The sequence below is a fragment of the Pseudomonas sp. lyk4-TYG-107 genome (assembly GCF_030209055.1).
Taxonomy (GTDB): Bacteria; Pseudomonadota; Gammaproteobacteria; order Pseudomonadales; family Pseudomonadaceae; genus Aquipseudomonas; species Aquipseudomonas putida_A.
In genome coordinates, this window is record NZ_JARVST010000022.1 from 59,482 (window position 1) to 73,615 (window position 14,134).

Annotated in this window: 12 protein-coding genes and 1 other RNA gene; 4 read left to right on the plus strand and 9 right to left on the minus strand. The window is 61.9% G+C overall.

What is annotated here, in order from left to right; genetic code table 11:
• Positions 1 to 136 precede the first annotated feature (136 nt).
• Positions 137 to 1,519: an oxygen-independent coproporphyrinogen III oxidase gene (gene hemN, locus QRN61_RS19060; protein ID WP_285374606.1), complete on the plus strand. Its 1,383-nt coding sequence runs from the start codon at positions 137 to 139 to the stop codon at positions 1,517 to 1,519.
• On the opposite strand, the gene QRN61_RS19065 is transcribed toward hemN, so the two are convergent.
• On the minus strand, positions 1,516 to 1,998 hold the full coding sequence (locus tag QRN61_RS19065; RefSeq protein ID WP_103368391.1) for a hypothetical protein: 483 nt from the start codon (positions 1,996 to 1,998) through the stop codon (positions 1,516 to 1,518). The two genes, hemN and QRN61_RS19065, sit on opposite strands and share 4 nt — an antisense overlap.
• A gap of 155 nt (positions 1,999 to 2,153) precedes the next feature.
• Here QRN61_RS19065 and fnr point away from each other — a divergent pair, with 155 nt between their 5' ends.
• A complete protein-coding gene (gene fnr / locus QRN61_RS19070) occupies positions 2,154 to 2,888 on the plus strand; it encodes a fumarate/nitrate reduction transcriptional regulator Fnr (protein ID WP_003223347.1) in 735 nt (244 codons plus the stop codon).
• A 78-nt stretch (positions 2,889 to 2,966) separates the two neighbouring features.
• Positions 2,967 to 3,515 (plus strand): adenine phosphoribosyltransferase, encoded by a 549-nt coding sequence (locus QRN61_RS19075; RefSeq protein ID WP_027613261.1) that lies wholly within the window; start codon positions 2,967 to 2,969, stop codon positions 3,513 to 3,515.
• Between the two features lie 110 nt (positions 3,516 to 3,625).
• Here QRN61_RS19075 and QRN61_RS19080 read toward each other — a convergent pair whose 3' ends face one another.
• From QRN61_RS19080 to dnaX, 5 genes are all read right to left on the minus strand, one after another.
• Positions 3,626 to 4,774, minus strand: a complete 1,149-nt coding sequence (locus tag QRN61_RS19080) for an acyl-CoA dehydrogenase family protein (RefSeq protein WP_285374614.1) — start codon at positions 4,772 to 4,774, stop codon at positions 3,626 to 3,628.
• Positions 4,775 to 4,983: 209 nt separating this feature from the next.
• Positions 4,984 to 5,586 (minus strand): recombination mediator RecR, encoded by a 603-nt coding sequence (gene recR / locus QRN61_RS19085; RefSeq protein WP_007965550.1) that lies wholly within the window; start codon positions 5,584 to 5,586, stop codon positions 4,984 to 4,986.
• Positions 5,587 to 5,652: 66 nt separating this feature from the next.
• Positions 5,653 to 6,687 (minus strand): NADPH-dependent curcumin/dihydrocurcumin reductase, encoded by a 1,035-nt coding sequence (gene curA, locus QRN61_RS19090; protein WP_135295317.1) that lies wholly within the window; start codon positions 6,685 to 6,687, stop codon positions 5,653 to 5,655.
• A gap of 263 nt (positions 6,688 to 6,950) precedes the next feature.
• The gene (locus QRN61_RS19095) at positions 6,951 to 7,289 is read right to left on the minus strand and encodes a YbaB/EbfC family nucleoid-associated protein (RefSeq protein ID WP_003223337.1); all 339 of its coding nucleotides are present in this window, start codon (positions 7,287 to 7,289) and stop codon (positions 6,951 to 6,953) included.
• A 67-nt stretch (positions 7,290 to 7,356) separates the two neighbouring features.
• Entirely contained in the window at positions 7,357 to 9,438 is a 2,082-nt protein-coding gene (dnaX, locus tag QRN61_RS19100; protein ID WP_285374620.1) for a DNA polymerase III subunit gamma/tau, read from the minus strand.
• 143 nt (positions 9,439 to 9,581) lie between these two features.
• Here dnaX and QRN61_RS19105 point away from each other — a divergent pair, with 143 nt between their 5' ends.
• Positions 9,582 to 10,331, plus strand: a complete 750-nt coding sequence (locus QRN61_RS19105) for a substrate-binding periplasmic protein (RefSeq protein WP_027613266.1) — start codon at positions 9,582 to 9,584, stop codon at positions 10,329 to 10,331.
• Between the two features lie 121 nt (positions 10,332 to 10,452).
• Here QRN61_RS19105 and QRN61_RS19110 read toward each other — a convergent pair whose 3' ends face one another.
• From QRN61_RS19110 to QRN61_RS19120, 3 genes are all read right to left on the minus strand, one after another.
• Positions 10,453 to 12,402, minus strand: coding sequence for a hypothetical protein (locus tag QRN61_RS19110; protein ID WP_285374622.1), 1,950 nt, complete (start codon positions 12,400 to 12,402; stop codon positions 10,453 to 10,455).
• 228 nt (positions 12,403 to 12,630) lie between these two features.
• Positions 12,631 to 12,727, minus strand: an RNA gene (gene ffs / locus QRN61_RS19115) — signal recognition particle sRNA small type.
• A 111-nt stretch (positions 12,728 to 12,838) separates the two neighbouring features.
• A complete protein-coding gene (locus tag QRN61_RS19120; protein ID WP_027613268.1) occupies positions 12,839 to 14,005 on the minus strand; it encodes a zinc-binding metallopeptidase family protein in 1,167 nt (388 codons plus the stop codon).
• Positions 14,006 to 14,134 lie beyond the last annotated feature (129 nt).

The window sequence follows — 14,134 nt, forward strand, 5'->3', positions numbered from 1 at the left end:
CTCCTGTGGGAGCGAGCCTGCTCGCGATGGGGCCGCGTGACTTATACGAATCCTCCCCGTTGATACAAATCAAGATGCCCCGCCGCGCCCTCCCCTAGACTAGCCACACTGCCAGCCTATCCGGGGGAATGCCCGCATGCTCGACGCCATTCGTTGGGACACTGATCTGATCCGCCGCTACGACCTGGCGGGGCCGCGCTACACCTCGTATCCGACCGCCGTGCAATTCAACAGCCAGGTCGGCACCTTCGACCTGTTCCATGCCCTGCGCGACAGCCGCAAGGCGTTGCGCCCCTTGTCGCTGTACGTGCACGTGCCGTTCTGCGCGAACATTTGCTACTACTGCGCCTGCAACAAGGTCATCACCAAGGATCGCGGGCGAGCGCAGCCGTATCTGCAACGGCTGGAGCAGGAAATCCAGTTGATCGCCTGCCACCTGGAACCGGCGCAGAAAGTCGAGCAACTGCACTTCGGCGGCGGCACCCCGACCTTTCTCAGCCACGACGAACTGCGCCAGTTGATGGCGCACCTGCGCAAACACTTCAATCTGCTGGATGACGATTCCGGCGATTACGGCATCGAGATCGACCCGCGCGAGGCCGACTGGTCGACCATGGGTCTGTTGCGCGAACTCGGCTTCAACCGGGTCAGCATCGGCCTGCAAGACCTCGATCCGGCGGTGCAACGGGCGGTCAATCGCCTGCAAAGCCTGGAAGAAACCCGCGCGGTGATCGATGCGGCGCGCACCCTGCAATTTCGCTCGATCAACATCGACCTGATCTACGGCCTGCCCAAACAGACACCGGAGAACTTTGCGCGCACCGTCGAGGAAGTCATCAGCCTGCAACCGGATCGACTCTCGGTGTTCAACTATGCACACCTGCCGGAGCGCTTCATGCCGCAGCGGCGGATCAACAGCCACGAACTGCCAAGCCCTGCGCAGAAACTCGACATGCTCCAGCGCACCATCGAACAACTGACCGCCGCCGGCTACCGTTACATCGGCATGGATCACTTCGCCCTGCCCGACGATGAGCTGGCGATTGCCCAGGAAGAACAGACCCTGCAGCGCAACTTTCAGGGCTACACCACTCACGGCCATTGCGACCTGATTGGTCTTGGGGTGTCGGCGATCAGCCAGATCGGCGACCTCTACTGCCAGAACAACAGCGATCTGAACCAGTACCAGAACACCCTCGCCGCCGCGCAACTGGCAACCAGCCGTGGCCTGGTGTGCAATGCCGACGATCGCCTGCGCCGCGCGGTGATCCAGCAACTGATCTGCAATTTCAGCCTGGAATTCGCCGAAATCGAGCAGGCGTTCAACATCGATTTTCAGGGTTACTTCGGCGCGCTGTGGCCGCAACTGCAAGGCATGGCCAACGATGGATTGATCACGCTGGAACGCGAGCGCATCGAGGTGTTGCCGGTCGGGCGTCTGCTGGTGCGTTCGGTGTGCATGGTGTTCGACGCGTATCTGGAACAGCAGAACCGCCAGCGCTTCTCGCGGGTGATCTAGTTTTTCGTCAGCAGTGAGCCGAGTTTGAGGTTCTGCTCGGAGGTGAGGCCGGACTGATCCATGACTTTGGACAGGGCCAGATTGGCGCTGATCAGCCCGGTATTCAGGGCGGCGATGGCACCGCGCAGCGCGGCGAGCATATTGACCTTGGCTTCGTTGGTCAGTGTTCTGTCGGACATGACGGCCGCCATCCGGGCTTTCTTCTCGGCGATCTCTTTTTGCAGTTTGCGGATCATCTTCAGCAACTGCTGGACGTTCTCGGGCAAGCCGCTGTCTTCGATGTCGCTGTTCTCACCACCGACGCTGAAGGATTTTTCGATCGAGGCGCCGGACAGCGACACTTTGACGCCCTCGACCAAGGTCGGGATTGCCAACGGCGCAGAGGCGGCATTCTGCTCGCTGTCGGTGCCTGTCCTGGCGGTGCTCGGCACAGACGCAACGCCGCTGCTACCGGGGTTCAGCGTGTCAATGGCGGCCATCGAAGCGATTCCTTGCATGCGTGGTGATACCCCTTTATCGGCCACTTGCCCTGCGGCTTAACGCCCGTGGGACAAACTCGCCGCAGACTGGCCTGAATGTCCTCCCGTGGGTTACCCTTACGGCTTATGTGTGTTTTCCCACAAGGATTTAAGAAATGTCCGAGCCAGTCAAACTGCGCGCTCACAACCAGGCCCATTGCAAGGATTGCAGCCTGGCCCCTCTCTGCCTGCCACTTTCTCTGAATCTGGAAGACATGGATGCGCTGGACGAAATCGTTAAACGTGGCCGCCCGTTGAAAAAGGGTGAGTTCCTGTTCCGCCAGGGCGACACCTTCGATTCCGTTTATGCAGTACGCTCCGGCGCCCTGAAGACCTTCAGCCTGAGCGACAGCGGCGAAGAACAACTGACCGGTTTCCACCTGCCGAGCGAGCTGGTCGGCCTGTCCGGCATGGACACCGAGAAACACCCGGTGTCGGCCCAAGCCCTGGAGACCACCTCGGTCTGTGAAATTCCTTTCGAACGCCTTGATGAACTGGCCCTGCAACTGCCGCAGCTGCGCCGTCAGTTGATGCGGGTGATGAGCCGCGAGATCCGTGACGACCAGCAAATGATGCTGTTGCTGTCGAAAAAAACCGCCGATGAGCGCATCGCCACGTTCCTGGTCAACCTGTCGGCCCGCTTCCGTGCTCGCGGGTTCTCGGCCAACCAGTTCCGTCTGAGCATGTCGCGCAATGAAATCGGCAATTATCTGGGCCTGGCGGTGGAAACCGTGTCGCGGGTGTTCACCCGCTTCCAGCAAAACGAGCTGATCGCCGCCGAGGGCAAAGAGATCCACATCCTCGACCCGATCCAGCTCTGCGCCCTGGCCGGCGGCTCCCTCGAAGGCTGATCTCGATCCGCGGTTGAGCGAAGCGTTTCAGCCGCGGGTATACTGCGCCGTTTGCAGCCCTGCCAGGACACCTCGACGATGGTCTTCGACTCCTTCGACATCAAATCCCTGATCCGCCCCGTGATCGGCTTCCCGAAACCGGGCGTGATCTTTCGCGACATTACCCCGCTGTTTCAGTCGCCCAAGGCCCTGCGCCTGGTGATGGACAGCTTCGCCCACCGTTATGTGGAAGCCGATTTCACCCACATCGGCGCGATGGATGCGCGCGGCTTCCTGATCGGTTCGGTGCTGGCCTACCAGCTGAACAAGCCGCTGGTGCTGTTCCGCAAGCAAGGCAAACTGCCGGCGGACGTGCTGGCCGAAGGTTACGCGACCGAGTACGGCGAAGCGTTCCTCGAAGTCCACGCCGACAGCCTGTGCGAAGGCGATTCGGTGGTGATGTTCGATGACCTGATTGCCACCGGTGGCACGCTGATCGCCGCGGCCAACCTGATCCGCCGCATGGGCGCGCGGGTGCATGAGGCGGCGGCGATTATCGATCTGCCGGAGCTGGGGGGTTCGCAGCGTCTGGAAGATATGGGCATCCCTACCTTCTGCCTGACGCAGTTTGCCCTGACTGATAAGTAAGTAGCGCCTGTCAGACCGCTTTCGCGAGCAGGCTCGCTCCCACATTTGGAATGCATTCTCCTGTGGGAGCGAGCCTGCTCGCGAAGGCGTCGGCCGCCTCAACGCAGAACCTAAAGCCCCATCTGCTTGCTGATGATCTCGTTCATCACCTCCCGCGTCCCGCCGCCAATCGACAGAATGCGGTTATCCCGATACAGCCGCTCCACCAGGCTTTCGCGCATGTAACCCAGGCCGCCAAGAATCTGCACTGCCTCGCTGGTAATCCGGTCCGAGGTGTCCGTGGCGACGTTCTTGGCCATGGAAATCTCCTTGATCACGCTCTGCCCCGCCGCCATTTTCGCCGCCTGGCGGTAGGTGAACTCGCGCGATACTTCCAGCGCCGTGGCCATCTCGGCCAGCCGGTGCTTGATCACCTGAAACTTGCCGATGGGTTTGCCGAACGCCTCACGCTCACGCGCCCACTTCAGCGCCTCTTCGAGCGCGAGCTGCGAGGTCATGTTGGCCATCAGCGCCAGCGCCAGCCGTTCACTCTGGAAATTGCCCATGATGCAGGCGAAACCCATGTTCTCGGCGCCGACCAGATTGCCCACAGGCACCCTGCAATCGTCGAAGAACAGCTCAGCGGTGTCCGAGGCCCACCAGCCCATTTTCTTCAACTGGCGGCCTACGGTGAAGCCTGGAGTGCCCTTCTCGATCAGCAACAGGCTGATGCCGCCGAAACCCGGCGCTCCGGTGCGCACCGCGACGGTGTAGAAATCGGCACGCACGCCGCTGGTGATAAAGGTTTTGCTGCCGCTGACCCGGTAGAATTCGCCGTCACGCACGGCGCGGGTTTGCAGGTTGGCGACGTCGGAACCGCCGCCGGGCTCGGTGACCGCCAGCGCGCTGATTTTCTCGCCACTGAGCACTGCCGGCACCACGCGCTCGCGCACCTCGGGCCGGGCCCATTTGACGATCGGTGGCAGGCCGATATCCAGCGATCCAAGGCCGGCGACCAGACCACCGGAACCGCAGCGCATCAGTTCTTCGCTGGCGGCGATCTTGGCGAACACATCACTTTCGTGGCTACCACCCAGCGCTTCGGGATAACCGATACCGAGAATCCCCGCTGCCCCGGCCTTCAGGTACAGCTCACGGGGAAAGCTTTCGGCTTCTTCCCACGCATCGATGTCCGGCAGGATCTCGCGCTCGACGAAACGTCTGACGCTGTCGCGGACCATTTGGTGGCTGGGGTCGAAGTAATCCTGGAAGGCAGGCATCGGCGAACTCCACTGAAGGGTTGACCGACGTTAACCGAGCGCTTGCTTGGGTTTCAATAAGTTTGTGTGAATCAGTCATACCGAGGTGCGCCCATCGCTGGCAAGCCAGCTCCCACAGGTTTTTTTGGTGTGCACAACATTTGTGAACGACCGAAGTCACTGTGGGAGCTGGCTTGCCAGCGATGGGGCCAGTTCAGGCAACACACCTGTCAGAGGGAAATCGGCTTACGCCCGGCAAACGAATGCGCCAGTGTCCCGCCATCCACCAACTCCAGCTCCCCACCCAACGGCACACCGTGGGCAATCCGCGAGGCGATCAGGCCTTTGTTGGCCAGAAGTTGAGCGATGTAATGCGCAGTAGCTTCACCTTCCACCGTCGGGTTGGTGGCGAGGATGACTTCGGTAAACGTGCCCGCCTCTTCAATACGCGCCATCAGCTGCGGAATACCGATAGCTTCCGGCCCCAGACCGTCGAGCGGCGACAGGTGGCCCTTGAGCACAAAGTAGCGCCCGCGGAAACCCGTTTGCTCCACCGCGTAGACGTCCATCGGCCCTTCCACCACGCACAGCAGCGTGTCGTCGCGGCGCGTGTCGGCGCATTGCGGGCACAGATCGTCTTCGGTCAGCGTGCGGCACTGACGACAGTGACCCACCCCTTCCATGGCCTGGCTCAGGGCCTGGGCCAGGCGCGTGCCGCCGCTGCGATCACGCTCGAGCAACTGCAACGCCATGCGCTGGGCGGTTTTCTGACCCACGCCCGGCAAAGTGCGCAGGGCGTCGATCAGTTGGCGAATCAAAGGGCTGAAGCTCATGGGTAAAAAGTCCGACAAAACAACGAGACGCGGTTTATACCCGCGCCTCTGGCCAGCGTCAAATGCTCAGTCCTGGGCGACCTTCACCACCAGTTTGCCGAAGTTGCGCCCCTCCAACAGACCGATAAACGCCTCGGGCGCCTGCTCCAGGCCTTCCACGACGTCTTCACGGAATTTGACCTTGCCGTCGCGCACCCACGGCACCATGTGGCTGATGAATTCCGGCTGACGGTCGCCGTAGTCATCAAACACGATGAAGCCCTGAATCCGCACGCGCTTGGTCAGCAACGTACGCTGCAGCATTGGCAGACGATCCGGGCCTTGCGGCACTTCAGTGGCGTTGTAACCGGCAATCAGCCCGCACAGCGGGATCCGCGCCTTGGGGTTGAGCAACGGCACCACGGCATCGAACACATGCCCGCCGACGTTTTCGTAATAGATGTCGATGCCTTTCGGGCAAGCCTTGGCCAGTTGTTCGGCAAAGTCCGGCGCCTTGTGATCGATGCAGGCATCAAACCCCAGTTCCTCGACCACGTATTTGCATTTGTCGGCACCACCGGCCACACCCACGGCGCGCAGGCCCTTGATCTTCGCCACCTGACCGACCACTGAACCGACCGCACCTGACGCTGCAGCCACCACCAGGGTCTCGCCTTCTTTCGGCTGACCGATGTCGATCAGCCCCATGTACGCGGTCATCCCCGGCATGCCCAGTACACCGAGGGCCATCGACGGGCTCGGCAGACCGGACGGAATCGGCATGATGTTGCGCCCGTCGCTGATGCTGTGGCTTTGCCAGCCGGTGAGGCCGACCACCAGATCGCCCTGGTGGAATTTCGGATGACGGGAATTCTCGACACGGCTGACAGCGCCACCGGTCATCACTTCGCCGATTTGTACCGGCGCGGCGTAGGACGGCGCGTCACTCATGCGTCCGCGCATGTACGGGTCCAGTGACAGGTACAGGGTCTTGAGCAGCACCTGGCCGTCTTCGAGATCCGGCAACGCTTCGCGCTCCAGACGGAAGTTTTCCGGAGTCGGCGCGCCGACCGGGCGCGAGGCGAGGACGAAGCGTTGATTGAGGGTCAGAGGGTCGGACATGTCAGCGTCTCCTGTGAATGGGGAATTCGGGGGTATAGGGAGCAGACCTTTGTGGCATTGGGGCGTTCGATGTTTATTCAGTTGTACCGAGGTGAGTTCATTCGCGAGCAGGCTCGCTCCCACAGGGAAATGCATTCCAAATGTGGGAGCGAGCCTGCTCGCGAAGGCGGCATCAAAGACACCGCACCTCCAGGAGCCAGAAACAAAAATGCCAGGCGCGATGCCTGGCATTTTGTGTAGCTCATCCGACCCGCAAAGGCGAATCAGAATGGCAGTTTCATACCTGCTGGCAGGTTCATGCCGGCGGTCATGCTGCCCATTTTTTCCTGGCTGTTGGCTTCGATCTTGCGCACGGCGTCGTTGACGGCGGCAGCGACCACGGCTTCGAGCATTTCCTTGTCGTCTTCGCTCAGGCCTTCAACCAAGCTTGGGTCGATGCTGACGCTTTTCACGTCGTGACGACCGGTCATGACCACGGTGACCATATCGCCACCGGCCTTGCCGGTGACTTCGGCGTTGGCCAGTTCTTCCTGCATCTTGGCCATTTTTTCCTGCATCTGCTGTGCCTGCTTCATCAGGCCGGCCATGCCACCTTTCATCATGGGAATCACCTCAAAAGTACTTGGATCAAAACAGCGCCCGGCCAGCGAGGCCGGACGCCCTCAGTTATTAGCCTTGGGCGACCAAGGCGTCGACAGGTTCAATAGTATCGTGTCGAACCACTGCACCGAACTGCTGGACCATCTGCTGGATGAACGGATCACCATGGATCGATTCTTCCGCCTCGCGCTGACGGTTGGCCCGGCGACGGGACGCGGCCTGCGCCGGGGTTTCCTGCTCGGGCTTGATCAGTTCGATGGTCAGGGTCAGCGTGCGACCGTGGAACTGGTTCAACGCATCGTTCAGGCGCCGCTGTTGCGTGGCGTTGAACAGCGCGCTGTGCGCCGGGTCCAGGTGCATCAGCCAATGGTCGCCATCGACCGCGATCAGCGTGCAGTTGGCGGCGATGCTGCCGGTCATGCCGGAGATCGGCAATTGCGGGAACAGCTCCAGCCATTGCAACGCCAGACCGGTGGCCGGCGCGGCGGCAGGCTCCGGCTCGGGTTCCGGGGCTGGCTCGGCGGTGTGTTCGCTGGCCAGATCGTCGAGGTAGCTGTAGGCCGAATCCATGTCCGGCTCGATGTAGTCTTCGTCCAGCGGCGGCTCATCGTCGAGATCCATGCCCGGTGTGGCGGCATCGACGTCGGCGACCGACGGCTCGGGAATCGGCGCAGCCGCCCACTCCGGTGCATCCGGCACCACGCTGTCCGGGGTCGGCAGCGGCATCGGCGGCAACTCGGGCTGCTCGCTGGCGGTTTCCAGCACCGGCTCGACGGCTGGTTGCTGCACTGGCTCGGGTTCCGGCTCGGGTTCGACCGGGTCGTTCCACGGCAGGTCGACCAGCGCTTCGGCGACGACCGGTTCAGGTTCTGCTTCTGGCGCAGGTGCCGGCGCAGCCACCACCACAGGCGCTGGAGCCGGCGCTGGCGCAACCACCGGTGCAGGCGCAACAGCCGCAGCGACTACCGGCGCAGGCTTGGGCGCGGCAGCCACTGAGTTTACGGAATCAACTGTGGCCTGGCTGATCCCCACTGGCTTTAGCGGTTGCCTCGGGGCGTCCGCCGTATCCGCCGGCCGGAAGGCCAGCATCCGCAGCAGGACCATCTCGAAACCACCACGCGGGTCCGGCGCCAGCGGCAAGTCGCGGCGACCGATCAGGCCCATCTGGTAATAGAACTGCACGTCTTCGGCCGGCAGCGCCTGCGCCAGCGCCAACACCCGATCACGGTCGCCATGGCCGTTATCTACACCTTCCGGCAAGGCCTGGGCGATGGCGACGCGGTGCAGCACGTTGAGAATTTCCGAGAGCACGCCGTTCCAGTCCGGGCCTTGCTCGGCCAGGTGGCGCACGGCTTCGAGCAACGCCTTGGCGTCACCCTCGATCAGCGCGTGCAGCACGTCGAAGACCTGGCCGTGATCCAGCGTGCCGAGCATCGCTCGCACATCGGCGGCCAATACCTTGCCTTCACCGAAGGCGATGGCCTGGTCGGTCAGACTCATGGCGTCACGCATCGAGCCGTCAGCGGCACGGCCCAGCAACCACAGCGCGTCGTCCTCGAACGGCACGTTTTCGGCGCCGAGCACGTGGGTCAAATGCTCAACCACGCGCTCGGGCGTCATGTTCTTCAGCGAGAACTGCAGGCAGCGCGACAAAATCGTTGCCGGAAGTTTCTGCGGGTCGGTGGTCGCCAGGATGAACTTGACGTACGGCGGCGGCTCTTCAAGGGTTTTCAACAGCGCATTGAAGGAATGGCTGGAGAGCATGTGCACTTCGTCGATCAGATAGACCTTGAAGCGCCCGCGGCTCGGCGCGTACTGCACGTTGTCGAGCAGCTCGCGGGTGTCTTCGACCTTGGTCCGGCTCGCGGCGTCGATCTCGATCAGGTCGACGAAGCGGCCTTCGTCGATCTCGCGGCACACCGAACACTCGCCGCAAGGGCTGGAAGTGATACCTGTCTCACAGTTCAGGCATTTGGCAATGATCCGCGCAATGGTGGTCTTACCGACCCCGCGCGTACCGGTGAACAGGTACGCATGGTGCAGCCGCTGGCTGTCCAAGGCATTGATCAGAGCCTTGAGCACATGGGTCTGGCCGACCATTTCGCGGAACGAGCGCGGACGCCATTTACGTGCAAGAACCTGATAACTCATCGAAAACCGTCGCAACGAAGGAAGCTGAAGCGGCTAATGCTAGCGGAGCAAGGGCAAAATTGCATCCGGTGTGCTCGTCTAATCTGGCTAAGCTGCTGTTGGCGGGGAAATTTCGCTCGTGATCGGGACTCATCGGAGCATGTATGCGTTGGGCCTTGGGAGCTTTGTTGGGGATCAGTCTGAGCGTGAGCGCGGCCGAACCGCCGCTGCGCTTCGTCGTGGCCGACAGCTGGGCGATGCCGATGGTGCAGATCGACCATGGCCGCCCGACCCAGGGCATCCTCCACGACATCATGCTCAGCCTTGCGACGCAGGTCGGCGTGCCGGCCGAATTCCACGTCCTGCCGCGCGCCCGGGTGCAGAACGCCATGGAGCACGGTGAAGTCGACGTGCGCTGCTATGCCGCACAATCGTGGCTGCCGAATCAGTCCGGGGACTATATCTGGAGCCTTCCGCTGCTGTTCCAGCGCGATTTGCTGATCAGCCGCGATGCTCAGCCGCCCCGCGTCGACCCTGCCGACCTGCCCCGCCAATCGATCGGCACCGTGCTCGGCTATACCTATCCGACCCTGCAACCGCTGTTCGACGCCGATCGCCTGCAACGCGAGGACGCGCGTAATCAGGAACAAGTGCTGGAAAAACTCCTGGCCGGCCGCTACCGCTATGCGGTGAGCAATCAATGGACACTGGACTGGTTCAATCAGCGCCTGCTGCCCGGGCAGCAACTGCACGGCGTCGCGGTGCTGCAGGAGCAGCATGTGGGCTGCTACGTGAGGAATGACCCTCAGGTGCCGGTGCAGCGGATCTTGCGCACGTTGTTGCGGATGAAAATGTCGGGGGAGATTGATGACATCATCCGGTTGTATACCGGGTCCGCTGAAGCCACCCCATAACCCATTGTGGGAGCGGGCTTGCTCGCGAAGGCGGTGTGTCAGTCATCAGATTCGTTAACTGGCACACCGCCTTCGCGAGCAAGCCCGCTCCCACAGGGGGACATTTCCGACAGAGAATTATTCAGTAGCCGTGCGACTCACGGAACTTCTGGTAGTCGTGAAACTCGATCCACTCGACCACGTCGTACGGCAGATAAAGCTGCTGCCGGGCGCGGGAGATGGCGATGTATACGGCGCAGATCCGCTGATCGAACGCGTAGGCGTCCTTGAACTGCACGTTGGTCAGCAGCTCGGGCGTCAGCAGAACGCGGTCGAACTCCATGCCGCCCGCCTCTTGCGCCAGCATCAGCAGGCAGCTTTTGCCGGGGCCGCCGATCATCCGGTTGAGCCGGGTCAGGTCAGCGACCTTGAAGCCCTTCTCCAGCTCGGCCTCGACCCACAGAAACGCCTCGTCGAACTGGTTGGCATCGCGCACCTGCTGCCACTTCGGCAGATCGCTGAAATAGCGATGCGGGCCCTTCTCGCTGTGCGTGGAACTGTAGTAATCCACCCTGAACAACTCGATGGCGCTGGTCATGAAGTGCTCAAGGTCGCGCTGCGCTGTCATGTCGGCAAAGCTGAACAGGCAATTGGCATCGTGCAGTTGCATGGCCCACTTCATGGTGTCCCAAGGGGACGCCGTCAGCACCACGCAACCTTCGGGCGGGACAAAGCCCTGTGGATAAAACTCGATGCCGACGTCCGCCTCACGCGCACCTTCGAAGGGCACCTTGCTCTTTTCCGAGTGCCGGGAAATCAGCGGATTGACCAGACGCTCGACGTTTCGTCCCGAGCGTACCGAGTAGGTGATATCGCTCTGGCGCACCTCACGCTTTCTCTTCACCAGATCACGCTCGGCGTGCTGGTACTCATCGCCCAGCGTGATCAGCACCTGTCGGCCACGCTCGATAATCTGCAGCAGCGAAGCGGGAATGTCCTGACTCTCGTCGATCAGCACGTGGGTATAACGCGGCGGCACCACGCAGCCCGCAAGGCTTGCACGCTTGATCAGCAACAAGGCTTCAAAGCCGCTCTGCCGGCCCCACGCCGGGTTGGCCTCAAGGTAAGTCCAGACGCGGCTCGAATACTCCAGCAACACTTTGGACTCAAGGCCGGACAAGGACAGTTTGAAATACGGCAGATGATGCGCCGACAGGCTGTAGTCCCGGGAGTGGCAATAGCGCTCGAGGGTTTCCAGGCAGACGTTCAGGGTGCGTTGCGCGTCATGCTCGCGAAAGCCGAGGATGTTCAGCTCCTGCGCCAGACTCTGTTTACTCGCGACTCGGCCGGCGGCGCTTGCCGGCTGTGGCTTGCGCCCATAAATCAGCCCGCGGGCGAACGCCTCAAAGGTGATGCCGGGCTTGCGCTCACTGGCAACGCCCATGCGCTGGCACAGGGTCGCAAGTTTTTCCGGGGTACGTGCCAGCAACAGGGTTTTCCCGGGGTCCAGGCACTCGGTCAAGGCACCGACCAGGTGGCTCTTGCCGATCCCGGCATAGCCTTGCACGTGCAGGTCTTCATCGAGGTTGGCGCGGAAGGTTCTGACCAGTTTGTCCTGCGCGGCGCTGAGCCAGCGCTCGCGGTGTGCCGGGCTGATCATCTGCTGGCTGAACGGATTGTTGATCGCGTGGTGGCGCGTCTTGAACTCGTCATCCCACTTGCCATCGGGCAGCAGGTAATCCTGCGCCGCCACCTCTTCGGCCAACAGCAATCGCAGGTTCAATCCCCTGATGGCGTTCAGGCCGAAGTACAACTGGCGCGGGTCGAACAGCCGTTGCGCCTCAGACAGCAGCCCTGCCCCGCCATCGACCGCCCAGGCGATCAGGCGCGCCAGCACCTTCTCCGCCGCTGCGGCGGTGAGATCCTTTTCGGTGGCCTGAGCCAGATTCTGGATGACCAGCACGGCGGCCAGCTGCGCATCCGTCAACTCGCCGAGGTTTTTTGCGCCATCGGGCTGCAACAGGCTGGCGCAGGTCTCATCCGTCACGGGCAAGTACACGGCGGTGGATAAATCGTGATGTTCCGGGTGCATACAACCTCGTAGCCAGGGCGCGAACTTGTCAACGACGCGCGCAGCAAGACGGTGGAGTATGCCACTGTTCAACCTTGGTGACTGAACAGGCATCGGGGGGCAGCCTTCGCGAGCAGGCTCGCTCCCACAGGGGCTGGCGTGAAAGCCCAAATCGCGGGCATAAAAAAACCGCAGTGGGCGAAACCCATGCAGTTCTGTTGAAGCGTTCTTCGTTCGTCAAGGTGGTAACCCCACCAGCCACACCCCGGCACACAATGTTCCCGCTGTGGCTGCTGCCTTCCGGCTCTGACCAGGTTCACGGGTAATCGTTGCGGGGGGACCGATGGGGTCACCATAACGACACTCACCTGTCGGCGAGCCGCGCCATTGTACCTATCTGAAGCGAAGTTACAACCGTTGGTTTCAGATTAAAAATATGAAGGGCTTCAAGCACTTGCTATTGCGCCTGCAACACCTCGTCCGCCTTGCCGCCCGCCTGCTGGATCACCAGATGGATGAAGTGCAACTTGGCAATCGCCGCCGCCGGCAGCACGAACGGGTAGAAATCCGGCTGCCCCATGCTGCGTGACAGCTCGTTGAGCATGCCCGCCAGTTCGATCCACGCATTGACGAACGACAGGAACGCCGCGCCGCCGGGGTGCTCCGGGTCGTACAGCGTGCTGGACGGGAACGGCTGGTAGTCGAAGTCCATTTCCCGCGCGCTCATGCCGAAACCCAGCGCGGTATCCACCGCATCCATCATGTGCAGGTAATGCGCCCAGGTTTCGGCCCAATCTTCCCATGGGTGCATGGTCGCGTAGGCGCTGACGTAGTGTTGCGGCCAGTCCAGCGGTGCGCCTTGCTGGTAGTGACGGTCGAGCGCTTCGGCGTAACTGGCGCGCTCGTCGCCGAACAGGTTGCGGAAAGGTTCAAGCCACGGCCCATTGGCGATCAGACGATCCCAATAATAATGCCCGACCTCATGCCGGAAATGCCCGAGCAGCGTGCGATAGGGTTCATGCATTGCCGCCCGCACCTGCTCGCGATGGGCGTCGTCGGCTTCTTTGATATCGAGGGTGATCAGACCGTTGGCGTGGCCGGTCATTGGCGCGTTGCCTTCGAGGTCGACGCCGATGAAGTCGAAGGCCAGACCGGTGGCCTCATCCACGGTTTTCGGGATGACCGGCAGGCCGAGGGTGATCAGTTGCGCCACCAGCCGGCGCTTGGCGATTTCGACTTTGCGCCAGCGTTCGGGGTTTTCCGGCACTGAGAGGTCGGGGATGGTGCGGTTGAGGCTGCAGGCGATGCACAGGCTGTCGTGGCCGTTATCCGGCAGCAGCCAGTTGCACGCGGCGGGCGTGTCGAGGTTGGCGCAGCGACGAAACAGTCCGGCGTCGGGATCGGCATCGAGTGTCCAACTGCCGTCCTGTGGCCCGGGCTGCAACGAGGTCAGGCGACTTTCTTCAGGCTGATAGCCCAACATGGCGCTGCAAGCCAGACATTGACTGTTGCGAAAGAACAGCGACTGGCCGCAGCGGCACGGCCAGATTTTGCTGTTGCGTGAAGATTCGCCCATGAACGGCGCGACGATGCGAGAACTGAGCTGCTCGAAAAAGCGGTACATGGCGATCTCTCCCTGGGGCTTGCCAAGACTAGATCATCCTGAAGTCAACAATGTTCCCGAATACAACGCAGCTACTGAGTGACACTGCCGATGTGGCGAGGGAGCTTGCTCCCGCTGGGTTGCGAAGCA

Bases quoted from the DNA above. Each gene is read 5' to 3' on its own strand.
- recR (WP_007965550.1), bottom strand. From the start codon at position 5,586: ATGAGCTTCAGCCCTTTGATTCGCCAACTGATCGACGCCCTGCGCACT.
- QRN61_RS19065 (WP_103368391.1), bottom strand. From the start codon at position 1,998: ATGGCCGCCATTGACACGCTGAACCCCGGTAGCAGCGGCGTTGCGTCT.
- QRN61_RS19075 (WP_027613261.1), top strand. From the start codon at position 2,967: ATGGTCTTCGACTCCTTCGACATCAAATCCCTGATCCGCCCCGTGATC.
- QRN61_RS19105 (WP_027613266.1), top strand. From the start codon at position 9,582: ATGCGTTGGGCCTTGGGAGCTTTGTTGGGGATCAGTCTGAGCGTGAGC.
- fnr (WP_003223347.1), top strand. From the start codon at position 2,154: ATGTCCGAGCCAGTCAAACTGCGCGCTCACAACCAGGCCCATTGCAAG.
- QRN61_RS19080 (WP_285374614.1), bottom strand. From the start codon at position 4,774: ATGCCTGCCTTCCAGGATTACTTCGACCCCAGCCACCAAATGGTCCGC.
- hemN (WP_285374606.1), top strand. From the start codon at position 137: ATGCTCGACGCCATTCGTTGGGACACTGATCTGATCCGCCGCTACGAC.
- QRN61_RS19120 (WP_027613268.1), bottom strand. From the start codon at position 14,005: ATGTACCGCTTTTTCGAGCAGCTCAGTTCTCGCATCGTCGCGCCGTTC.
- QRN61_RS19095 (WP_003223337.1), bottom strand. From the start codon at position 7,289: ATGATGAAAGGTGGCATGGCCGGCCTGATGAAGCAGGCACAGCAGATG.
- QRN61_RS19110 (WP_285374622.1), bottom strand. From the start codon at position 12,402: ATGCACCCGGAACATCACGATTTATCCACCGCCGTGTACTTGCCCGTG.
- curA (WP_135295317.1), bottom strand. From the start codon at position 6,687: ATGTCCGACCCTCTGACCCTCAATCAACGCTTCGTCCTCGCCTCGCGC.
- dnaX (WP_285374620.1), bottom strand. From the start codon at position 9,438: ATGAGTTATCAGGTTCTTGCACGTAAATGGCGTCCGCGCTCGTTCCGC.